Below are 23,010 nucleotides of genomic sequence, written 5' to 3' on the forward strand. Positions count from 1 at the left end.
GAGTGCGGTTAGGCGCTTATTCACAATGACTGCAAAATACGTTTACGCTCGGCGTCGTCTTGCTGGGGCGTGTAATCCGCAACCGCGCAGGAGGCGCAAATACCTTGCTTCAGCCCAAAATCAAACAGCCCGCGGCGGAAACCGCTGAGGGTTTTTGACGCGTAAATATCAAAGATGGATGATGTCGCCACGTTGCCCGCCGGTGCGAGGTTGGTCTTGTCATCTAAAAAGCTCTCACAGCACGGCTGCACTGTACCATCGTAAAAGATGGTGAATTCGCGAAACGGTTTGACGCAGGGGCTGGTGCGAATGGTTGCCGACGCGGCATGCTCGGTCAGCACGCCCGCGCGGTTGGTGCCATATTTGCGCCAGTCCGGCCACTGGATCTTGATTTGCACGCCGCGATGACGGAATAAAATCGACGTCGAATTAACTACGTCGTCGATGCTGAAATCCGGGTACTTATCGCCGCACTCCAGCTTATCCAGCAGTTTGGTTACCCGGCGGCGGATCGCTGCAGGGGTTTGTGTCACATTGGAAGAGGGATGCAGCGTGACGCAGATATTGTTTAACCCGCTGTCAGAGAGCGTACTCAGACGCTCGATATCGAGGAAATCACCGTTGCTGTTAAAGGCGATGTGGCTATAGGGCAGCGCCTCTTTGATGAGGGTGATTTTGCGCTCCAGATCTAAATCCAGCAGCGGTTCGTTATAAAGGTTCAGAGAGATGCGGTTTTCGTAGCGGATCGATGCCAGTTCGGCGCAGATCTTCTCCAGTGTAGTCGTATCCATATAACGCTGAAGCGCCTGGCGGTTAGAGAAGCTCACCGGGCAGTAATCGCACTTACGGTTGCAGTTATACGACAGCTCCAGATTGATGATTTCCACGTGGCGCTTAAACATGATCTGTTTCTGCTCCGCGGTCAGCGTCGCGCTGCGTCGGCTGTCCAGCAGGTTCTTGATGCTCTCATCTGATGCAAAGCTGATCTGCTCAAAATAATTCATGTACATTCTCCTGCCGCAACCGCATGTGGGTAGAACCCGTGCTTTGAGTTTTGTAATGCATTGATATTCATGGATCTATTGCCGCATCATGCCGATGAGCTACCAGACGCCGTGTAATGATATCGGCCAGCTGACTGAAAACCTGAGCCCGCAGCCTGATAATTAATTTCCTTTAAGGGACGCGTGGGCGTGATTCGCTTGTATTAGGCTGCAGACAGTTTAGCGTTGGGGCTGCAGAGGCTAAGGATGTAACAAACGTGTGTTCATAAGCCTTTTCTGCGCTTAGTGACAAGGGGCGACGCCCGTTAAATCAGGGAAGTCAGGAATAGAACCGGCGGGCTTCAGGTTGAGCGGTTTTGGCGTGAGGCCTCTTTTTTGAATACCAGCAAGGCGTTACTTAAGAGATCTCTTCTCCTCGCTCACGACAATAGTTTTGCGTCAGCGTTATTCGTAATTATCTTCTTAGCCTTAACCTAAATATTCACGCTCTTGTGCCGATAATTGTCGCAGGCCGCACCGCTTTTTGTGGGGCCGATGGTTGTGTCGTTATCTTATACAAGGGTAAAAATATGTCATTACGACGGTTTTCTTTTCTTATTTTCAGTCTCTTACTCTGTATCTTCCTCATCAGTTCTACCTCTAACCTTTGGTCACTTACGCGCAGCAACCAGTCACTGGATAGCGTGAACAAAGAAATTCGCGTGGTGTTATCCGTGATCGATCCGATCAACCACAGCCGTACATTGCGGGTCAGGCTGATGGAAGCGATGATTAACTCCAGCCTTGGCGATAGCGAGAAAGCCCGGGCATCACTTGAGAAAGCGCAAGAAGTGATGCAGAAAGCTTCTGCTGCTTTTGACGCCTATCAGGCGGCTTCACATATTGCCGGTGAAGAACAGTTTTCCGTTCCCTATAACAATGCCTGGCATGTTTATGTCAATGATGGTCTGAAACCGTTGATGGATGCCGCGAACCGTAATGACAGCGCGCGCTTTAATCAACTGGTCAGCGATACAATTCCGGTACTCGATCGTCAGTTCGAAATCACGCTGGATAATTTGCTGGCGTTTCGCGAGAAAAACGCGCAGCGCCTTAACAATGATGCGCAGAGCCGCTTTACCAACAGTGTGGTCACTATCGTTATCTTCGCTCTGCTGTTTACGCTGATTATCATCGCCATGTTTATCCTGATACGGCGGCGCGTTCTTTCTCCTCTTGACGCTGCGCGGCTTCACTGTCAGCAGATGGCTGCCGGAGAACTGCATAGCCCGGTGATCTCGCGCTCGAAAGATGAAATCGGGACGTTGCTCAGCTCGCTGGAGCAGATGCGTCTTTCGCTGGTGGACATCATTGCGCAGGTTCGTCATTCAAGCGAAAGCGTGGCTCATGCCGCCGAAGAAATTGCCGCAGGAAATACGGATCTCTCGGCGCGAACAGAGTCGCAGGCCGCTTCCCTTGGCGAAACGGCTGCCAGTATGGAACAACTGACTTCCACGGTGAAACACACCTCAGAAAACACGCACCAGGCTAACCAACTTGCCAGCAACATGCGCAACTCTGCGCAAGAGGGCAACACCATCGTTGAAGAAGCGGTGCTTTCAATGAAGGAAATCGAAAGCAGCTCAGGCAAAATCGATACAATTATCGGCCTGATTGAAGACATTGCTTTCCAGACTAATATCCTGGCGCTTAACGCGGCCGTTGAGGCAGCCCGCGCCGGAGAGCAGGGACGCGGTTTTGCCGTTGTCGCCAGCGAAGTCCGTAATCTGGCACAACGCTCGTCGGTTGCTGCGAAAGAGATTAAGGAGTTGATTGAGCAGTCCGGCACTCAGGTTCAGCTTGGCAGCGAAAGGGTGGAGCGAGCGGGCGAAAGCATGAAGCGCATTATCGCTTCCGTTAAACAGGTGTCCGAACTGATGTCGGAGATTGATCTCTCCACCAATGAGCAAAGCCGCGGTATTGAGCAGATCAATATTGCTGTCGCGCAAATGGATTCCGTTACCCAGCAGAACGCCGCACTTGTTGAGGAAGCCTCTGCCGCGGCACATTCGCTGAAAGAGCAGTCGCAATTACTTAAACAGGCTGTGGCTGTCTTCAAACTTAACTGATGACAAACGGTGACAGGCAGGCTTCGGCCTGCCTCTCTTTTTGTGGCAGGGTGATTTCTTCAGCAACCGGCCGGATAACGATCAAACAATCCGGATTTGTACTTGCAGGCTTGTTATATGCTTTAAACTTTCTCGGTCCACATGGCCGTATTCGCTGCCCGAAACCGGCATTGATTAACGTGACGCCCGGGATTGGCCCTGGGGAATTCGTCCGGGGGTTGTGTCTTTGATCTCCGCTGGCATTATCGCTGAGTGGCGATTAACGGCTGCTAATCGCAATCAGTTGAATCAGATTCAACTGATTCGGGGTGCCCTTCCTTGTGAAGGCTGAGAAATACCTGTATTACCCGATCTGTAAGATACCCACGTCAGTAACGACGGGATTTTCCGCCGTTGTGTACCCGAATAATGTTCAAAAATGAAAAAAGCCCCGCCTTTTTAGGTTCGGGGCCAGTCTGGCGCGCTTAAATTTACCGTAGGCTGTACGTTAAAAAGTAGCGGCCTGCGTGTGAACGAGGAAATTATCAGACGATATGTGAGGCATCAGGAGAAAACGGAACAAATACATGAACAGCAAATGGAATTGCTAGAGCAATAAGCGGAAAGTGACAATAGCCCCCTTACAGGGGGCATTCTCAAAAGCCACCTTCTAAGAAGGTGGTCTTTTACTTATGTTTGGCTACTGATATTTTCGCCGTACTTTCTGAATAATGAACATCAACAGTGCAGTAACAACGAGCATGAGTAGGAACAGCACCCATAGAAACGATGGATCAGCTTCGCCATCAGCAAATCCCAACCCGGTGCGGTTCAGAAAATTATTACTGATTTGAGACAAATACTCGACCAACCCGCCCAGAGGGAACAGCACGATAAAGAATGAAGCCACAAGGCAGAGAAGACCGATCAGTGTGTTAATTATTAAATTTGCATGACGCATAATCAGTCCGCCCTGTTACGTCTATACGTCCATATGCCATTAATCCTTTTCCCCCGGCACTCGAACTTTTTTACGTGCAAGTAACGAGGTTCTGACTAACTGGAAATCAGGAATGTTATAGAAAGTTATACATCCCCACGACTCCCCCTCGCCATTTGGGCGCAACGGGTGAAGCCGGAAAGATCCTCTGTCAACGCCATTAACGAAAACGTGATCACTCATTATGGAGGCATTGAACAATCCAAACCACTCCTCGTGATTTGTTCCATTCCTGAAATCCTTAACAAATCGCTCTACCTGGTTGGCAATACTCCCGGACGGGGCATCAACGATCCAGTAAGTGCCTACAGGCAAAGCCGCATTTCGTATAAATGCACACTCTGCGATGTTGGTTACTGGTGCTATCCCCGAAAACACTGGAAACGTTCCGACACCGTAAACATGAAGTTTAAGCCGTCTCCCGATACGTCGTTGTAGTCCATCCTGCAAATCTGCATAACATAAAACTCCCTGTAGATTTGCGGGTTATGTTACCGCCGATTTAACCAACCAGCCAGCCTTACCCTCTGAATTTGGGACACATTTGGGGACACAAGTTGGGACACAGCGCATTTTTAAGGGTTGTGTCTTTGTCTTCCCGCTGGCATGATCCTGAACAGGGATTAATGAGAGCATTAATCGCAAGTAGTTGAATTTGTTTTAAATGACTCGGGGTGCCCTTCTTTGTGAAGGCTGAGAAATACCCGTAATACCTGATCTGGATAATGCCAGCGTAGGGAAGTCAGATGCCTGTCGGGCTATCACTTCTTCCACGGCCTGGCAGGAGCGAAACCATGCAACCTGACCTGCTCGATCGTGCGCAAACCGCACATGCCTTACAGCAATTCCGCCGCCATTCCCCGCTTGTTCACTGTATGACCAACGATGTTGTACAAACCTTTACCGCCAATGTGCTACTGGCGCTTGGTGCGTCACCGGCCATGGTGATTGATCGTGACGAGGCGCAGCAATTCAGTGCGATTGCCGATGCGCTGTTGATTAACGTTGGTACCTTAACCCGCGAGCGGGCCGATGCGATGCTGGCGGCTGCCGAAAGCGCAAATGCGGCAGGTAAACCCTGGACGCTCGATCCTGTGGCCGTCGGCGCGCTCACTTTCCGTACGCAATTTTGCCAGCAACTGCTTGCCCTGCATCCGGCGGCGATCCGCGGCAATGCCTCCGAAATTCTGGCACTCGCGGGAGTGAGCGCAGGCGGGCGCGGCGTGGATACCACCGATACCACCAGCAATGCGTTGCCCGCAGCGCAGGCGCTGGCGCGGCAAACCGGCGCTGTGGTGGCCGTTACCGGCGAAGTGGACTATGTCACTGATGGCCGTCGTACACTGATGGTCACCGGGGGCGATGTGCTGATGACGCGGGTTGTCGGCACAGGTTGCGCGTTATCCGCCGTGGTGGCCGCCAGTTGTGCGCTGCAAGGCGATCGCCTGGTGAATGTGGCCACCGCCTGCGCCTGGTTCGGGCTGGCGGGTAGCCTGGCGGTCGCGAACAGCAACGGGCCGGGCAGCTTTACGCCCGCGTTTCTCGACGCGCTCTACGCGCTCGGCGGGGAGGGTTCGTTATGAGGCGAATCAATGCATTGACCATCGCCGGTACCGATCCCAGCGGTGGCGCGGGAATTCAGGCAGATTTAAAAACCTTCTCGGCGCTTGGCGCTTACGGCTGCTCGGTGATCACCGCGCTGGTGGCGCAAAACACCCGCGGCGTGCAGTCGGTGTACCGTATCGAACCGGATTTTGTCGCCGCGCAACTCGACTCGGTACTCAGCGATGTGCGTATCGACACCACCAAAATCGGCATGCTGGCGGAAACCGATATTGTTGAAGCGGTGGCGGAGCGCCTGCGCCGCTATCAGGTGCGCAATGTGGTGCTGGATACGGTAATGCTCGCCAAGAGCGGCGATCCGCTGCTGTCACCCTCCGCCGTGTCGGCGCTGCGTCAGCATTTACTGCCGCAGGTTTCACTTATTACGCCCAATCTGCCTGAGGCCGCGGCGCTGCTTGACGCGCCACATGCCCGCACCGAGCAGGAGATGCATGCGCAGGGAGAAGCGCTGCTGGCACTCGGCTGCGAGGCGGTGCTGATGAAAGGCGGTCATCTGGATGACGCCGAAAGCCCGGACTGGCTCTTCACTCGTGATGGCGCGCTACGCTTTACCGCACCGCGAGTGGCGACGAAAAATACCCACGGCACAGGCTGCACGCTCTCCGCCGCGCTGGCTGCGCTGCGCCCGCGCCACAACGACTGGGTGTCGACGGTCGCGGAAGCCAAACAGTGGCTGACGGCCGCGCTGATGCAGGCGGATTCGCTGGAAGTCGGTAGCGGAAACGGGCCGGTTCACCATTTCTATCAGTGGTGGTAAACCAGGATCCGAAACGTGCCAGCAGATAATGCTGAAAAAAAAGGCAGCGGTGGAAAATCTCGCCCATGAGTACCAGGCTTATTTCTGCCTGCCGTAAGGCAGGTCGGGATAATCCAATTCGCTTTGCGCGAAGCTTACGGGAGCATAGCTATGACTGATATTGTGCAGTTACTCGGCAAAGACGCCGACAGCCTTCTGCAACACCGCTGTATGACCATCCCCGCTGACCAACTCTATTTGCCGGGCGGCGATTATGTGGATCGCGTGATGGTCGATAACAACCGTCCGCCTGCGGTACTGCGTAACATGCAGACGCTGTATAACCACGGGCGGCTGGCGGGAACCGGGTATCTGTCCATTCTGCCGGTTGACCAGGGGATTGAGCACTCGGCGGGCGCATCCTTTGCAGCGAATCCGCTCTATTTTGATCCGAAGAATATCGTGGAGCTGGCGATTGAAGCCGGGTGTAACTGTGTTGCCTCTACCTACGGTGTGCTGGCCTCTGTTTCCCGCCGCTACGCGCACCGCATTCCCTTCCTCGTCAAACTCAACCACAATGAAACCCTCAGCTACCCGACGGAATATGACCAGACGCTGTATGCCAGCGTTGAGCAGGCATTCAATATGGGCGCAGTGGCCGTTGGCGCGACCATCTATTTTGGATCGCTGGAATCCCGTCGCCAGATTGAAGAGATCTCTGCCGCCTTTGAACGCGCGCATGAGCTGGGGCTGGTGACCGTGCTGTGGGCCTACCTGCGCAACTCTGCTTTCAAGAAAGATGGCGTGGATTACCATGTTTCGGCGGATTTGACCGGCCAGGCGAATCACATTGCCGCCACTATCGGCGCGGACATCGTGAAGCAGAAAATGGCGGAAAATAACGGCGGCTATAAGGCGGTTAACTTCGGTTATACCGATGAACGCGTCTACAGCAAACTGACCAGCGATAACCCGATCGATCTGGTGCGTTACCAACTGGCGAACTGCTACATGGGGCGCGCGGGGCTTATTAACTCCGGTGGCGCTGCTGGTGGGGACACCGATCTGGCCGATGCTGTCCGTACGGCGGTTATCAATAAACGCGCGGGTGGCATGGGGTTGATCCTTGGCCGTAAAGCGTTCAAGAAAACCATGGCTGACGGCGTGAAACTGATTAACGCCGTGCAGGATGTCTATCTTGATCAGAAAGTGACCATCGCATAACTTTTCCGTTATCTCCTCTCCATTTCGGGGAGGAGATTTTCTTATGAATCAGTCAATTATTTCGATTAAACCCTCCCGCTGACGAGGGCAGGGAAAGGCATTTTTAAGTGGGTCAGCGCAATAACGGGCAATCCGGCGGTAACCGGCACTGCAACGCGTTGGGCAGCACTTCAATGCGGAAATGCTCGCCGCTCAGCGGTTCACCGTCGAGGTTAAAGGTAATTTCATGCGGAGCGCTGATCTCAAACCACGCCGATTTTCCGTCAATAATATGCGGATTATCGTCCGGCTGCGTCAGGGTGGTTAACAGCGCCGGTAACAGCTCTTCGCCGGTAAAAATACGCAGATGCAATAGGCCATCGTTAATCAGCGCCTGCGGGCAAAGCTGTTGTCCGCCGCCCGCCTGGCGGCCGTTACCAATGCCAATCACCAGCGCATCACCCTGCCACTGGAAATCCTCACCGCGAATTTCGCAGCGGTCGGCTTTCAGCTTATCCAGCCGCAGCAGCCCGTGGATCAGATAAGAAACCCCGCCCAGCGCGGCCTTTAGTTTTTCCGGTGTTTCCGTGGTGATGCGGGTACCAAAACCACCAGTTGCCATATTGATAAAACAGGTTTTATCGTTGACGCGGGCGATATCGATAGCCACCGCTTTACCCACGATGGCCAGCTGTAACGCTTTCTCCAGCGTCTCGGGGATCCCCGCGCTGGTGGCAAAATCATTGGCGGTGCCGAGCGGCAAAATACCGAGCGCCGGAATATTATCACCCGTGCAGTTCACCAGCGCTGTTGCCACTTCGTTGATGGTGCCATCGCCACCGCCAGCGATCACCGTATCCACGCCAAGCTGCTGCGCTTCCTTAACGTAGCGCCCGGCATCGCCTTTTTCCCAGGTGACGCGCACCTGAATATCCATGCCTTCGTCACGCAGCAACGCGATAGCTGTGCGCAGCGTTTCGTCGCCAGCGCTTTTACCGTTGAGGATCAATAAGCTTCCAGGAATTTTGCCCATATTTCTCGTCCTTATTGCATGCAATGAGGAAAGTGTATCTCACGAGCGGGGAGGGGGTAAAAAAAGCGGAAAAAAGAGTTAAAAAAATCAGCCTGCGTAAGGGAGATTACGCAGGCTAAGGAGGTGGTTCCTGGTACAGCTAGCATTTATGGGTTATGTTTTTCAGCGAGATGGATAATACCCATAACGACCGGGGAGGTATGTGATCCGATTCTAAGATTTTTCCAGCCGTAAAAATAACCCTGCTAAATTACTTCGCGTGAGGATTACGCGTCGACTGTCCGGTGAAATTGCGCATCAGAAGCGCATATTCCAGCGCCATATCCTGCGGAACCGGCAACCAGACAGTATAACCATCGCCTGGTGCTACCGGCATCGCTTCGCCTTTGGCGTTTTCCATCTGCTCAAGCGTAAAGTTGACGTTGCCCTGCGGCGTCATCAGCTCCAGGCTGTCGCCGACCGAAAACTTATTTTTCACCGCGACGGCTGCCAGATTGCCTTTACGCTCGCCGGTGAATTCGCCGACAAACTGCTGGCGCTCGGAAACTGAGTAGCCATAGTCATAGTTCTGGTAATCATCGTGCGTGTGGCGGCGCAGGAAACCTTCGGTGTAACCGCGATGCGCCAGCCCTTCCAGCGTTTCCAGCAGCGAAGTGTCGAACGGTTTACCCGCGGCGGCATCGTCGATCGCTTTGCGGTAAACCTGCGCGGTACGGGCGCAGTAGTAGAACGATTTGGTACGGCCTTCAATTTTCAGCGAGTGCACGCCCATCTGCGTCAGGCGCTCAACGTGGGCAATTGCGCGCAGATCTTTCGAGTTCATGATGTAGGTGCCGTGCTCATCCTCGAAGGCGGTCATGTACTCGCCTGGACGCTGCGCTTCCTCAATCATAAAGACTTTATCGGTCGGCGCGCCGACGCCCAGCGTGGGTTCGATGTTCTGCACCGGAATCGGTTCGTGAACATGTACGATATTGCCGATAGCGTCTTCTTTGCCTTCCTGCACGTTATATTCCCAGCGGCAGGCGTTAGTGCAGGTGCCCTGGTTCGGATCGCGCTTGTTGATATAGCCTGAAAGCAGGCAACGGCCGGAATAAGCCATGCACAGTGCGCCGTGCACGAAGATTTCGATCTCCATTTCCGGCACCTGGCTGCGAATTTCGGCGATCTCTTCCAGCGACAGCTCGCGGGAGAGGATCACACGCGTCAGCCCCATCTGCTGCCAGAATTTCACCGTTGCCCAGTTGACCGCGTTCGCCTGCACGGAGAGGTGAATCGGCATCTGCGGGAAGTTTTCGCGCACCATCATGATAAGCCCCGGATCGGACATAATCAGCGCATCCGGCCCCATCTCCACCACCGGTTTCAGATCGCGGATGAACGTTTTCAGCTTGGCGTTATGCGGCGCGATATTCACCACTACGTAGAATTTTTTGCCCTGCGCGTGGGCTTCATTGATGCCGATTTGCAGGTTTTCGTGGTTGAATTCGTTATTGCGTACTCGCAGCGAGTAGCGCGGCTGGCCAGCGTAAACGGCGTCCGCGCCGTAAGCGAAGGCGTAACGCATATTTTTCAGCGTTCCCGCCGGGGACAGGAGTTCCGGTTTAAACATGATTTTCTCGTTCTGATGACAGGTCAGATCGCCTCACCAGGTGAGGCGGCGGGGGAGTTCCCCTAAATTTAGGGCGGGAATTGTAGCGCCGCGCGCCAGGGGAGTAAACCTGCGCGTTAGTTCACGCGCAGATAAGTGCCGTCGGCGCTGACGTTATGGCCGAAACCGCAGTTTTCAGCATTGTCGGTGCGGGCATCGAGCTTCAGACCATCCGGTGAAAGCGCCAGGGAGATAGTGCATTGCATGCCAAAATCTTTAATCACCACCGCGCCTTTGCCCTCTTTCAGCGTTACTTTTTCTGAGAACTCGCCTAAATTGGGGCCCGAGTACATCGCCATCAACCCAAAATAAGCGCCTTCCCAGTCCGCCTGCCAGCTATCGCCGCCCCGCGGCTTGAGAATAAAGGTTTGAAAGTTGCCTCGCCCGGCGTACTGCCAGTATTCACCGGAGGGAGAGGTGGGTTTTGGCAGCGCGTCGAGTTTGTCCTTAATCAGCGATAGGTTATAGGCCGATTTTTTATTGTCCGGATAGATAGCCAGCCAGGCCTGCGCTTTACGATATTCACCTTCGCGAATCCAGGTGAGCGCCACGTTGTTATACGCAGTCGCCAGCTTGTCTTCATCAAACTGCTGAACGTTGGCGTCGCACTGCTCCTGCCATGCCACTTGTTGTTCGAACGCTTCCCGGGCTTTGGGATAGTTTTTCGCTTTGTAAAACAGCTCGCCCTGTTTTGCATAACCAGGGATCTTCGCGCAGTCGGCGGCCATTTCTTCGTCGGTTATTTCCGCCTGGCAACTGAACGCAGCCAACAGCAGCATTAGTACGCCATAGTCATATTTCCTCACCATCCTTCTCCTTTATTATTGTTTTGATACGTCTGAAGCCGCCCGCCATGATACAGAGGATTACAGCATTGTTCACGACCGGTTTATACTCGGCGCTGGGCCTTGTCAGGGCGCTGTCGGGGCGGTGTCGTGTTGCTGTCGGGTAACGATCGTGTTGCTGTCCGCGTGGTTCAGCGACACTGCAAGCCGGTTTCCTGTGGAGAAATATCATGAGCAATAAAGTGAAAGCGTTCCGTCTGGCCCGCGCCTGGTCGCAGGAGCAGCTTGCAGAGATGGCCGCGTTGAGCGTCAGAACGGTGCAGCGAATTGAAAGTGGCGATCAACCTTCGCTGGAGACGCTGAGTGCGTTAGCGGCGGTGTTTGGCGTCAGTGTCACTGAGTTATCCGGGCAGGCGGAAGCGGGGGAAGAGGCGCTGGATCAGCGCATTACTGCTGCGCGGGAAAAGCTCGATGCCGAAAGCCGCTTCTGGCGATCGCTTATCACCGCCGTCATTGTCTGCGCGCTGCTCTATTTCCTTAATCGCAGTACCGCGCCAGAACCGCTGTGGTCACTGTGGGTGGTAGCGATTTGGGGCGGATTGCTGCTGGTGCGGGGATTGCGGCTCTTTGTCTTCGCTGAGCCGATCGCCCGCTGGCGCAAACAGCGTTTACAGCGGCTGTTGCGTAAATAAAACACCGTCGGGCGTGAAGCCCGACAGCGTTACGCCAGTTTGCAGGCGTCGGCTTCCCAGCGGTAGCCGACGCCATAAACTGCGCGGATAAAGGATTGTTCCTCATCCAGCGCTTCCAGTTTACGGCGCAGGTTTTTGATATGGCTATCGATAGTGCGGTCGGTCACCACGCGGTAGTCATCATAAAGATGGTTGAGCAGTTGTTCGCGGGAGAAGACCTTACCCGGCTCGCTGGAGAGGGTTTTCAGCAGGCGGAACTCAGCCGGGGTGAGATCCAGCAGTTTGTTGTGCCAGCTTGCCTGGAAACGCCCTTCATCAACAATCAGCGGGCTTTCCGCATCCAGCGCCTGCAATTCGCGTTGCGGCTTGCAGCGGCGCAGAATGGTTTTGACTCGCGCCACCACTTCGCGCGGGCTGTAGGGTTTGCAGATGTAGTCGTCGGCGCCAATTTCCAGCCCCAGCAGACGATCGATCTCCTCAATTTTTGCCGTCACCATAATCACCGGCACATTGGAGAAGCGACGGATCTCCCGGCACAGGGTCAGACCATCGGTGCCGGGCAGCATCAGATCGAGCAGGATCAAATCCGGCGGCGTCTGGCGGACATATCCCAGCACCTGATCGCCGTGGTTAATCAGCGTCGGCGCGTAGCTGGCCGCCCGCAGATAATCGATCAGCAACTGTCCCAGCTTCGGCTCATCTTCCACGATCAGAATACGCGGCGTGTTTTCATCAATGGGTAGCTCAGTCATACTTCTCTCGATTGTTCGCCTTCAAGCGGTAATTCAACTGTAATGGTAACCCCGCCAAATGGCGAGTGCCCGGCGTGGATAGCGCCACCGTGGGCCTCCACAATATTCAAACAGATTGCCAGCCCCAGGCCGGAGCCGCCGCTGGCGCGGTTGCGCGATCCTTCCGTGCGGTAGAAACGCTCAAACAGGCGCGTAAGCTGCTCGTCGGTAACGCCCGGCGCGCTGTCGGCAAAGCGCAGGATCAGTTTGCCGTCGCGGGTGGTGGACTGAATTTGCGTTTGTCCGCCGCCATCCGTATAGCGCAGGCTGTTTTCCAGCAGATTATTAAACAGCTGCATCAGGCGATCGGGATCGCCAAATACTCTGCCACTGGTGGACTGCAAATCCAGCGACAAGTTCAGGTTTCGGCTGATAAAACGTTCATGAAACGCGCCAGCCGCAATCTCCAGCAACGTCACCACATCCACCGGCGTGCGCTGGTAGGCCAGCGCGCCCTCGTCGGACATCGACAACTGATGTAAATCGTTCACCAGCTTGGTGAGCGTGCCGACCTCTGCCTGTAGCGACAGTACCGACTCCGGCGTAAATTTGCGTACGCCGTCCTGAATCGCCTCCAGCTCGCCGCGCAGTACCGCCAGCGGCGTGCGCAGTTCGTGGGAGATATCAGCCATAAAATCGCGACGCATTTGCTGGTTTTTCTCCAGCGTACTGGCCAGCAGGTTAAAGTCGCGTGCCAGCCTGCCCAGTTCATCCTGGCTGTCCGTCGTGACGCGCGTCGAGAAATCCCCGGAGGCCAGTTTGTGCGTCCCCTCGACCAGCCGTTTCACCGGTGCCAGCAGGCCGCGCGCCAGCGGGAAGGTGGCCAGCGCCGCCAGCAGCGTAGCAAGGCAGACAATCAACCAACTGGTACGGCGCTGTTGACGGTCAAAATTGATGTCGGTATTGCGCGTTAACCGTTCAACCGGGGAGGCAATCACCCAGCCCACCGTTTTCTGGTTCACTACAATCGCCCGGCGGTTGCCTTCGTCCGGCACCGTGCCGCGCGGGCCGACCAGCACATTGTTGTTCTGATCGACAACCCAGAACACCGTGCGCCAGCCGCGCGGTGGCGGCGGACCAGGTGGGCCAGGAGGTGGATCATCGTTTTCCATCCCGCGATCGGATTCGGCGTTATTGTCTGGCCCCATGCCCCGAGCCGCTCCCTGGTTGTCCGCTGCCATTCCACGATCTGCGCTACCATTGTTGCTCATTGCGCGATCCCGCTGCATGCCGCGTTCCGGCATACCAGCGTGATCATCTTCATGGTCGTTATCGCGTTCGAAAGATCGCAGGATCTGGAAAATCATCCGGTCGTTATTGCGCAGAAATTGCCAGTCGCCGTGCTGGGCGTACTGCTCGGCCAGCGTGTCGCTCAACAGTTGCAGGCGCTGCTCGTTGCCGCGCTTAATATAGTCGATAAACCCGCGCTCAAAGCTGATTCGCACCGCCCAGTGCATGATGATCAGCAGTACGATGCAGGTGGTCAAAATGGCCAGAAAAAGTTTGGCCGTAATACCCGGCCGCCAGAATTTCATGATTCTCTCCTGTTGCGACGGGCAATCACGACGTTCTGGCTGGCGTCATGCGGGACGCGGGCGAAGATCAACGCCGGTAATGAAATAATCACCGCCATACTGAGATAAGCGTAAAGGAAAACATGGTGCGCCACGCCGCTATCTGCTGAAAGATGTTGCTGGCCGAACAGGCCAAGCAGCAAACCGGCGACGGTAACGCCGATACTCATCGACAACTGCATGATCATCGACAGCAGGCTGTTGCCTCCGCTGGCCAGTTCATCGGGCAGATCTTTCAGCGTCAGGGTGTTCATTGAAGAGAAGCGCATCGAGTTAATCATTCCCTGACAGAACAGCACCACCGGCAGCAGATAGTACCAGCCGAGCAGGGCGGTGGTCATAAACAGCAGGCTTACCAGCGCCAGGCCAAGGGTGGAACAGACCAGCGCGCGGCGATAACCAAAACGGTTAACCAGCTGCACGACAATCCGCTTCATGCCCATACTGCCCAGCACCATCGGGATCATCATCAGCCCGGCGTGGAACGGTGAAAAGCCAAGGCCAATCTGCAAAAACACCGGCGTCATAAACGGAAGCATGCCACTGCCGATACGCCCGGCGAAGCTCCCGGCCAGCCCCAATGAAAACGAAGGCGTGCGGAACAGCCGCAGGTTGAACAACGCGCTGTCGTTGCCTCTGGCGTGCAGCAGATAAAATAGCGTCGCCGCTGCGCCCACCGTCACCAGCGCGCCAAGCTGGACGGTCGAAAGCCCCAGCCCGCGGCTACCGTCGAGCGCCAGCGTCAGCGTCGCCATACCGCAGGCCAGCAACGCAAAACCCGCCATGTCAAAACGACGGGTTTGCAGTTTATAGTTCGGCATCAGGCTCAGTGTGGCGATCGCGCCGATAATGCCGACCGGCAGGTTAATCAGGAAGATCCAGTGCCACGACGCATATTCCACCAGAACCCCGCCGAGCGCCGGGCCGAGCAGCGGGCCGATTTGCCCCGGCAGAGTGACGAAGGTCATCGCCGCCATATATTGGTCACGCGGGACAATTTTCATCACCGTCAGCCTGCCTACCGGCACCATCATTGCCCCGCCGACACCCTGTAAAACCCGCGCCATCACCAGTTGGTCAAGGGTTGAGGCCTGCGCGCAAAATAGCGAACCGGTGGTGAACAGCACAATGGCGATGAAAAAGATATTGCGCACGCCGACCCGATCCGCCAGCCAGCCGCTGGCTGGCAGCATCACCGCCACGGTCAATACATAGGAGACCACCACCATGTGCATATGCAGCGGGCTCTCCCCCAGGCTTCGCGCCATCGAGGGGAGGGCGGTATTCACAATAGTGGTATCCAGCGACTGCATAAAAAAGCCAAAGGCGACAATCCATAGTTGCCAGCGGATGTTTTTGGGGAGTTCATTCATTCACTAACAGGCTCTCTCTCTTTCTGGCTAAAACGCATACGCAGGCGGTCAAAGAAGAGATAGACCACCGGCGTTGTATACAGGGTAAGAAGCTGGCTCATCACCAGGCCGCCGACGATAGTGATCCCCAGCGGCTGGCGCAGTTCGGAGCCATCGCCGCCGGAAATGACCAGCGGCAGCGCGCCAAACAGCGCCGCCAGGGTGGTCATCATGATCGGACGAAAACGCAGCAAACAGGCCTGGAAGATGGCCTCTTCTGCGCTCAGGCTGCCCTTGCGCTGGGCTTCTAGGGCGAAGTCGACCATCATTATGGCATTCTTCTTCACTATCCCGATCAGCAACATGATGCCAATCAGTGCGATCAGGCTAAAGGGCGCGCCAAACAGTTCCAGCGCCAGCAGTGCGCCGACGCCCGCCGAGGGCAGCGTGGAGAGAATGGTCAGCGGGTGGACGTAGCTCTCGTAGAGGATCCCCAGCACGATATAGACCGTGGCAATCGCTGCCAGGATCAGGATCACCTGTGAATTCATCGTCTCCTGGAATACTTGTGCTGTACCGGCGAAGCTGCCGCGCACGCTCGAAGGGACGCCAAGTTGCGTCATCGCACGATCGATGGCGTCGCTGGCTTCCGACAGCGACGTGCCTGTCGGCAGGTTAAAGGCGATGGTCGACGCCGCCGACAGCCCCTGATGGTTCACCGACAGCGGCGCATTCGCCGGTTGCCAGTGGGCAAAGTAAGAGAGCGGAATCGACTGGCCTTCGCTGTTGATCACATACATCTTGTCCAGCGCGCTCACGTCCTGGGTATAGCGGGGATCAACTTCCATCACCACTTTGTACTGGTTAAGCGGTTGATAAATAGTGGAGATCTGCCGCTGACCAAAGGCGTTATTCAGCAGGCTGTTGGCCGCTTCAACACTGATGCCCAGCCGCGACATCGTTTCGCGATCGTAAACCAGGTTCATCTCCGCGCCGTTGTCCTGCTGGTCTGAGTTGACGTCCGCCAGTTGCGGCAGCGCCGCCAGCGCTTTACGGATCTTCGGCTCCCATTCGCGCAGGGCGCTGAGATCGTCCGACAGCAGGGCGAACTGGTAGCTGGCATTGGCCTGCCGCCCGCCGACGCGAATATCCTGTACGGCCATCAAAAACAGGCTTGCACCAGGCTCTTTCGCCAGTTTAACGCGTAACCGGTCAATCACCTGCTGCGCCGTTTCATTACGAATATGTCGGGATTTGAGGGTGATAAACATCATGCCGCTGTTCACGCGCGAGCCGCCGGTAAAACCGGTGACATTATCCACCGCCGGGTCGTCACGGATGATTTTCATAAAATCCTGCAACTTACCGCGCATCGCCTGGAAGGAGATGCTCTGATCCGCCTGAATGCCGCCCATCAGCACGCCGGTGTCCTGCTCCGGGAAGAAGGTTTTCGGAATGGAGATATAGAGCCAGACATTCAATGCGATGGTGCCAAGCAGCACCAGACCCACCAGCCGGGCGTGATTCAGCACCCATTTCAACGAACGGGCGTACTGCTGCTGGAGCGCAATCAGCAAACGGCCAACGCCTCTTTCCCGCGTGCGTTCGCGCGGTTTATGGCGCTTCAGCAGCCAGCCGCACATCATCGGCGTCAGCGTCAGTGAAATGACCAGCGAGATGCCAATCGCCACCGACAACGTGACGGCAAACTCGCGCAATAGCCTGCCCGGCAGGCCGGCCATCAGCAGCAGCGGCAGGAACACCGCTACCAGCGACAGGCTCATCGACAGCACGGTAAAACCGACTTCCCGCGTCCCCTGCAATGCCGCCTGTAACGGTTTTACGCCCGCTTCAAGATGGCGGGAGATGTTTTCCAGCACCACAATGGCATCGTCAACGACAAAGCCGGTGGCGATGGTCAGCGCCATCAGCGACAGGTTATTCAGGCTGAAACCGCACAGGTACATAGCGGCAAAGGTGCCAATCAGCGAAACCGGTACGGCGACAGCCGGAATAAGCGTCGCGCGGCCGGAACGCAAAAACAGGAACACCACCAGGATCACCAGCGCCACCGAGATCACCAGTGTCTGCTCCACTTCCGCCAGCGAGGCGCGAATGGTTGGCGAACGATCCTGGGCGATTTGCAGATCGATAGCGGCAGGAATGGTTTTCTGTAATTCCGGCAGGCGGGCGCGGATGCTGTCCACCGTCTGAATAATATTGGCTTCCGGTAGTTTGCGGATCATCAGCAAAATCGCCGGCTTTGCGTTGGTCATCCCGGCGTTGCGCACATCCTGCACCGAGTCGCTGACCGTGGCGACATCGCTTAAACGTACTGCCGCGCCGTTGTTGTAATGAATGATCAACGGCTGGTATTCGGCCGCCGTTTTCAGCTCATCATTCGTTTGTATTTGCCAGCGTTGAGCTCCGTCATCCACAGCGCCCTGCGGACGACGGACGTTGGCGCTGCTGATGGCGGTACGCACGGCATCGAGTGACACGCCCTGATTAAACAGCGCCTGCGGATTGAGATCGACGCGCACCGCGGGCAGCGAACTTCCGCCGACATCCACATCGCCGACGCCGTCGATCTGTGAGATGGTTTGTGCCAGCTGCGTCGAGGCAAAATCGTATAACTGGCCCTGCGAATAGGTATCCGAGGTCAGCGTCAGGATCATGATCGGCGCGTCCGACGGGTTCGCTTTGCGGTAGGTCGGACGGCTCGGCATACCGCTTGGCAGCAGGCTTTGCGCCGCGTTGATCGCCGCCTGCACATCGCGCGCGGCACCGTTGATATTGCGGTCAAAATTAAACTCTAAAATGATGCGCGTACTGCCCAGCGAGCTGGAAGAGGTCATCTCGCTGACCCCGGCAATCCGCCCCAGCGAGCGTTCCAGCGGCGTAGCGACCGACGACGCCATCGTCTCCGGCGAGGCGCCAGGTAGCGAGGCGCTGACCATGATCACCGGAAAATCGACCTGCGGCAGCGGGGCCACCGGCAACAGCCGGAAGCCGAGGATGCCGCACAGCGTTATCGCCAGCGAAATCAAAATCGTCGCCACCGGGCGGTAAATGAAGAGGGCGAAAAACTTCACTTACGCCTCCTCTTCACGGCGCGGGAAGCGCTGTTTTACGGCCAGCGACAGGCGGTCGAACAGCAGATAAATCACCGGTGTGGTAAACAGCGTCAGCACCTGGCTGACCAGCAAGCCTCCCACCATGCCGATACCCAGCGGGCGGCGCAGCTCTGCGCCCACGCCAGTGCTGAGCATCAGCGGCAGCGCACCGAGCAGGGCCGCCAGCGTGGTCATCAGGATCGGGCGAAAACGCAGCAGGCAGGCCTGGAAAATCGCGTCGCGCGGCGCCATCCCCTCTTCGCGTTCGGCGGCGAGAGCGAAGTCGATCATCATGATGGCATTTTTCTTGACGATACCAATCAGCAGAATGATGCCGATAATGGCAATCACATCCAGCTCACTGCCGGAAATCATCAGCGCCAGCAGCGCGCCAACGCCCGCGGTCGGCAACGTCGAGAGAATAGTGACCGGGTGAATAAAACTCTCATATAGCACGCCGAGCACGATATACATTGCCACCACTGCTGCGACGATCAGCCAGACCGTGCTGCCAAGTGCAGACTGGAACGCCAGCGTGCTGCCCTGGAACTGGGTGCGGATATCCGTCGGGAAATTGAGGGTTTTTTCGCTGTCGGTGATCGCCTGAACCGCATCGCCCAGCGAATAGCCGCTCGCCACGTTAAAAGAGATGGTGGTGGAGGGGAATTGATCGAGGTGGTTAATACTCAGCGGCGCAAAGCGTTGTTCCACTTTGGCAATCGAGGATAACGGCACTACGCCGCCGCCGCTGCTGGCCAGGCGGATATTCTCCAGCGCTGCCAGCCCCGGCGTTTGCGTGGTGTCGTGTTCCAGCACCACACGATACTGGTTTGACTGGGTATAGATGGTGGAGATCAGCCGCTGGCCGAAGGCGTTATACAGCGCGTTATCAACATCCGACATGGTGATACCAAGACGGCTGGCGGTGTTGCGGTCAACGTTGATCCTGGCCACCAGCCCTTTGTCCTGCCAGTCGCTGCTGACATCAGCAAGTTGCGGCAGCGCTTCCAGTTTAGCGATCAGTTGCGGCACCCAGGTGCTCAGCGCCTCCAGCGAGTTTGCCTGCAAGGTAAACTGGTACTGGGTGCGGCTGACCGTGGTGTCGATGGTCAGATCCTGCGTCGGTTGCAGATAGAGCGCCACGCCGGGCACTTTTGCCGCCGCCTGTTGCAGGCGCGCAATCACTGTCTGTACGCGGTCGTCGCGCTCATCCAGCGGCTTAAGGTTGATTTGCAGACGCGCGCTGTTCAGCGACGGGTTGGTACCATCGACGCCAACAAACGAGGTCAGGCTTTCAACCGCCGGATCCTGCAGGATAACGTCGGCAACCTGCCGCTGGCGCTGCGCCATGCTGGCAAACGACGCCGACTGCGGCGCCTGGAGCGTGCCCTGAATGATGCCGTTGTCCTGTACCGGGAAGAAGCCTTTCGGGATGAAAACCCACAGCGCCACCGACAGCAACAGCGTGCCTATCGCCACGCTGAGCGTCAGCCACGGGTGGTTGAGCACTTTCGCCAGCAGGTGGCCATACCCGGCAATCACGCGCTCAAAAAAACGCTCCGAGGCGCGGGAAAAACGGTTCTGCTTGCGCAGGGATTCAGCGCTCAGCATGCGCGCGCACATCATCGGCGTCAGTGTCAGTGAAACGATAGCCGAGATAAGAATGGCCACCGCCAGCGTGACGGCGAACTCGCGGAACAGGCGCCCGACAATATCGCCCATAAACAGCAGCGGGATCAGCACGGCAATCAGCGAGAAGGTGAGGGAGATAATGGTAAAGCCGATCTCGCCTGCGCCTTTCAGCGCCGCCGCCAGCGGTTTTTCCCCTTTTTCGATATAGCGCGAGATGTTCTCAATCACCACAATCGCGTCATCCACCACAAAGCCGGTGGCGATGGTCAGCGCCATCAGCGTCAGGTTATTGATAGAGAAATCGAGAAACACCATCACCGCAAAGGTGCCGATAAGCGACAGCGGCACGGCCACGCCAGGGATGATAGTGGCCGGAATATTGCGCAGAAACAGATAGATAATCATCACCACCAGCGCGATAGCCAGCATCAGTTCGAACTGGGTGTCGCTGACCGAGGCGCGGATGTTGTTGGTGCGATCGGAGAGCACTTTCACCGTGACCGATTTCGGCAGGCTCTCCGTTAACTGCGGCAGCAGAGTACGAATGCTGTCGGCGGTATCAATAATGTTGGCGCCCGGCTGACGCTGGACGTTCATCACAATAGCCTGTTGCTTATTCGCCCATGCGCCAAGCCAGCTATTTTCTGCGCCCTGTTCCACGGTTGCCACATCGCCCAGGCGAATGGGCGCACCGTTCTGGTAAGCGACAATCAACTGGCGGTACTCTTCGGCGGACTGCATCTGATCGTTGGCCGAGAGCGTGACGGCGCGCGTTGGGCCATCGAGGCTCCCTTTTGCCGAGTTAACGTTGGCATTGTCGATGGCGGTACGAATGGTTTCGCTGGTCAACCCCAGCGCGGCGATGGCCTGTGCGTTAAGTTTGACGCGCACTGCCGGGCGCTGGCCGCCGGAAAGCGTGACCAGACCAACGCCGGAAACCTGCGAAATTTTCTGCGCGACGCGCGTTTCGACCATATCTTCCACCTGCGTCATCGGCATGGCGGAAGAGGTGACTGCCAGCGTCATGATCGGCGGATCGGCCGGGTTAACTTTGCTGTAAACCGGCGGGTTAGGCAGATCGGAAGGGAGCAAGCTGTTGGCCGCGTTCATTGCCGCCTGCACTTCCTGCTCGGCAACATCCAACGGCAGCGTGAGCTGGAACTGCAACGTCACCACCGATGCGCCGCCGGAGCTTTGCGACGACATCTGTTTTAAGCCCGACATCTGGCCAAATTGCCGTTCGAGCGGCGCGGTTATCGCCGACGTCACCACATCCGGGCTGGCTCCGGGGTAAAGGGTGACTACTTGAATGGTGGGGTAATCCACTTCCGGCAGCGCAGAGACGGGAAGAAAACGGTAGCCGATGACCCCGGCAAGCAGAATCGCCACCATCAATAAGGTGGTGGCGACCGGGCGTAAGATAAACAGACGGGAAGGACCTCCCGTCCGGCCTGGCGGTAGCAACTGCATCAGGAGTGCGCTCCTTTCGCCGGATGCTCACGTTTTGTGGGCATCTGCTGGGCGCTTTGCGCATCCACCACTTCCACTTTGGCCCCTTCGGTCAGACGGTCGATACCGTCCGTCACTACGCGATCGCCCGCCGACAGCCCGGCGGCAATCACCACTTTCTGGCTGTCCTGAATACCCGGCGTAACGATATGTTTGCTGACCTGGTTATTCTCATTCACCACCCAGACAAAGTTGCCTTCATTACCCATTTGCAGCGCAGCGGCAGGGATCACAACGGCATCTTGTTGCGTGGCGACCAGCATGCGCGCATTGACGAACTGGTTGGGGAACAGCGCGTCGTCCTGGTTATTAAAGCGTGCTTTCAGTTTGATGGTGCCGGTGGTGGCATCGATCTGGTTATCAAGACTGAGCAGCGAACCGCTGCTCAGTTTCTGTTTGTTCGTGCGATCCCAGGCTTCCACTACCAGCGGTTGGCCTGCTTTTTGCGCCTGCACCACGGTGGCGATTTCGCTTTCCGGCAGGGTAAAAACGAGGTCAATCGGGTGGGTTTGCGTCAGCACCACAATACCGGTGGTGTCGCTGCTGCTGATTTGGTTACCAATATCCACCTGCTTTAAGCCAACGCGCCCGGAGATGGGTGCCGTGATGCGGCTCCAGTCCAGCTGCAACTGGGCGCTGGCGACCGAAGCTTCATCGGCTTTGACGGTGCCTTCAGATTCCGTTACCAGCGCCTGCTGGGTATCGAGATCCTGACGGGAGACGAGACTGGTTTTCGCCAGTTGCTGATAGCGGGCCAGATCGCGGCGCGCATTCGCCAGCGTGGCTTTATCTTTTGCCAGTTGCCCCTGTGCCTGCGCCAGTGCCACTTTAAATTCGCTGGGGTCGATTTCAGCCAGCAGATCGCCGGCCTTAACCTGTTGCCCTTCCTGGAAGTGGAGCGCCATCAGTTGGCCGGAAACACGGCTGCGGACGGTCACGGTATTGGTTGCCGTAATCGTACCGAGACCTGAGAGATAACGTGGAACGGATTCGCGGGTCGCTGTGGCAGCCTGTACCGGCGGTAACGCGCCGCCGCGCATGCCGTGGCGACCGCTGCCAGCCTGACGTTGCGTGTGCCCGGTGGCGGAAGAAGAAGTAGCCTCTTGATGGCTAAAGTGGTACCACGCGGCACCTGCCGCTGCGATAACCACGACCGCAACAAGCGTGCGGCGAAAAGTGAAACTGCGTTTCATCGTTATATGTATCTCGTCCTGAAAAAACC

Annotated in this window: 17 protein-coding genes, 1 pseudogene and 1 riboswitch; of the genes and pseudogenes, 6 read left to right on the forward strand and 12 right to left on the reverse strand. The window is 56.6% G+C overall.

The window, feature by feature from the left end:
- Positions 1–20: 20 nt before the first annotated feature.
- Positions 21–1,004 carry a radical SAM/SPASM domain-containing protein gene (locus tag Y71_RS08995; protein WP_007371224.1) on the reverse strand — a complete coding sequence of 328 codons (984 nt, stop codon included), beginning with the start codon at positions 1,002–1,004 and terminating at the stop codon, positions 21–23.
- 569 nt (positions 1,005–1,573) lie between these two features.
- On the opposite strand from Y71_RS08995, the gene Y71_RS09000 reads away from it, so the two are divergent.
- Positions 1,574–3,112 carry a methyl-accepting chemotaxis protein gene (locus Y71_RS09000; RefSeq protein WP_007371225.1) on the forward strand — a complete coding sequence of 513 codons (1,539 nt, stop codon included), beginning with the start codon at positions 1,574–1,576 and terminating at the stop codon, positions 3,110–3,112.
- A 508-nt stretch (positions 3,113–3,620) separates the two neighbouring features.
- A pseudogene (locus Y71_RS29940) lies at positions 3,621–3,710 on the forward strand (IS200/IS605 family transposase); the annotation flags it as partial.
- Positions 3,711–3,791: 81 nt separating this feature from the next.
- On the opposite strand, the gene Y71_RS09005 reads toward Y71_RS29940, so the two are convergent.
- Together Y71_RS09005 and Y71_RS09010 are read right to left on the reverse strand one after the other, a co-directional pair.
- Positions 3,792–4,052 (reverse strand): hypothetical protein, encoded by a 261-nt coding sequence (locus Y71_RS09005; RefSeq protein ID WP_007371226.1) that lies wholly within the window; start codon positions 4,050–4,052, stop codon positions 3,792–3,794.
- Positions 4,053–4,091: 39 nt separating this feature from the next.
- Positions 4,092–4,469 carry a DUF2778 domain-containing protein gene (locus tag Y71_RS09010; protein ID WP_236946454.1) on the reverse strand — a complete coding sequence of 126 codons (378 nt, stop codon included), beginning with the start codon at positions 4,467–4,469 and terminating at the stop codon, positions 4,092–4,094.
- A 282-nt stretch (positions 4,470–4,751) separates the two neighbouring features.
- Positions 4,752–4,848, forward strand: a riboswitch (TPP riboswitch).
- A gap of 37 nt (positions 4,849–4,885) precedes the next feature.
- On the opposite strand from Y71_RS09010, the gene thiM reads away from it, so the two are divergent.
- The 3 genes from thiM to fbaB all read left to right on the forward strand — a co-directional run bounded on the left by thiM (position 4,886) and on the right by fbaB (position 7,674).
- Positions 4,886–5,674 (forward strand): hydroxyethylthiazole kinase, encoded by a 789-nt coding sequence (thiM, locus tag Y71_RS09015; protein ID WP_007371227.1) that lies wholly within the window; start codon positions 4,886–4,888, stop codon positions 5,672–5,674.
- On the forward strand, positions 5,671–6,471 hold the full coding sequence (gene thiD, locus Y71_RS09020; RefSeq protein ID WP_007371228.1) for a bifunctional hydroxymethylpyrimidine kinase/phosphomethylpyrimidine kinase: 801 nt from the start codon (positions 5,671–5,673) through the stop codon (positions 6,469–6,471). The genes thiM and thiD overlap by 4 nt, the downstream gene beginning before the upstream one ends.
- Positions 6,472–6,621: 150 nt before the next feature.
- On the forward strand, positions 6,622–7,674 hold the full coding sequence (gene fbaB, locus Y71_RS09025; protein ID WP_007371229.1) for a class I fructose-bisphosphate aldolase: 1,053 nt from the start codon (positions 6,622–6,624) through the stop codon (positions 7,672–7,674).
- A gap of 112 nt (positions 7,675–7,786) precedes the next feature.
- Here the strand turns inward: fbaB and yegS are convergent, their stop codons facing one another.
- The 3 genes from yegS to Y71_RS09040 form a co-directional block, all read right to left on the reverse strand.
- Entirely contained in the window at positions 7,787–8,686 is a 900-nt protein-coding gene (gene yegS, locus Y71_RS09030) for a lipid kinase YegS (protein WP_007371230.1), read from the reverse strand.
- Positions 8,687–8,936: 250 nt separating this feature from the next.
- A complete protein-coding gene (trhP, locus tag Y71_RS09035) occupies positions 8,937–10,298 on the reverse strand; it encodes a prephenate-dependent tRNA uridine(34) hydroxylase TrhP (protein ID WP_007371231.1) in 1,362 nt (453 codons plus the stop codon).
- A gap of 116 nt (positions 10,299–10,414) precedes the next feature.
- Positions 10,415–11,146, reverse strand: coding sequence for a tetratricopeptide repeat protein (locus tag Y71_RS09040; protein WP_007371232.1), 732 nt, complete (start codon positions 11,144–11,146; stop codon positions 10,415–10,417).
- Positions 11,147–11,352: 206 nt separating this feature from the next.
- Here Y71_RS09040 and Y71_RS09050 point away from each other — a divergent pair, with 206 nt between their 5' ends.
- The gene (locus Y71_RS09050; protein ID WP_007371233.1) at positions 11,353–11,814 is read left to right on the forward strand and encodes a helix-turn-helix domain-containing protein; all 462 of its coding nucleotides are present in this window, start codon (positions 11,353–11,355) and stop codon (positions 11,812–11,814) included.
- A 29-nt stretch (positions 11,815–11,843) separates the two neighbouring features.
- Here the strand turns inward: Y71_RS09050 and baeR are convergent, their stop codons facing one another.
- Genes baeR through Y71_RS09080 form a run of 6 tightly spaced genes read right to left on the reverse strand, consistent with a single transcriptional unit; the run spans position 11,844 to position 22,981 of the window.
- A complete protein-coding gene (gene baeR, locus Y71_RS09055; protein ID WP_007371234.1) occupies positions 11,844–12,566 on the reverse strand; it encodes an envelope stress response regulator BaeR in 723 nt (240 codons plus the stop codon).
- The gene (gene baeS, locus Y71_RS09060) at positions 12,563–14,140 is read right to left on the reverse strand and encodes an envelope stress sensor histidine kinase BaeS (protein WP_007371235.1); all 1,578 of its coding nucleotides are present in this window, start codon (positions 14,138–14,140) and stop codon (positions 12,563–12,565) included. Before baeS ends, baeR begins: the two co-directional genes overlap by 4 nt.
- Positions 14,137–15,552 (reverse strand): MFS transporter, encoded by a 1,416-nt coding sequence (locus Y71_RS09065; RefSeq protein ID WP_007371236.1) that lies wholly within the window; start codon positions 15,550–15,552, stop codon positions 14,137–14,139. Before Y71_RS09065 ends, baeS begins: the two co-directional genes overlap by 4 nt.
- Positions 15,549–18,626, reverse strand: a complete 3,078-nt coding sequence (gene mdtC / locus Y71_RS09070) for a multidrug efflux RND transporter permease subunit MdtC (protein WP_007371237.1) — start codon at positions 18,624–18,626, stop codon at positions 15,549–15,551. The genes Y71_RS09065 and mdtC overlap by 4 nt, the downstream gene beginning before the upstream one ends.
- On the reverse strand, positions 18,627–21,749 hold the full coding sequence (locus Y71_RS09075; protein WP_007371238.1) for an MdtB/MuxB family multidrug efflux RND transporter permease subunit: 3,123 nt from the start codon (positions 21,747–21,749) through the stop codon (positions 18,627–18,629).
- Positions 21,749–22,981, reverse strand: a complete 1,233-nt coding sequence (locus tag Y71_RS09080; protein ID WP_035888742.1) for an MdtA/MuxA family multidrug efflux RND transporter periplasmic adaptor subunit — start codon at positions 22,979–22,981, stop codon at positions 21,749–21,751. The genes Y71_RS09075 and Y71_RS09080 overlap by 1 nt, the downstream gene beginning before the upstream one ends.
- Positions 22,982–23,010: the final 29 nt, after the last annotated feature.

It is taken from the genome of Kosakonia radicincitans DSM 16656 (assembly GCF_000280495.2).
GTDB lineage: Bacteria > Pseudomonadota > Gammaproteobacteria > Enterobacterales > Enterobacteriaceae > Kosakonia > Kosakonia radicincitans.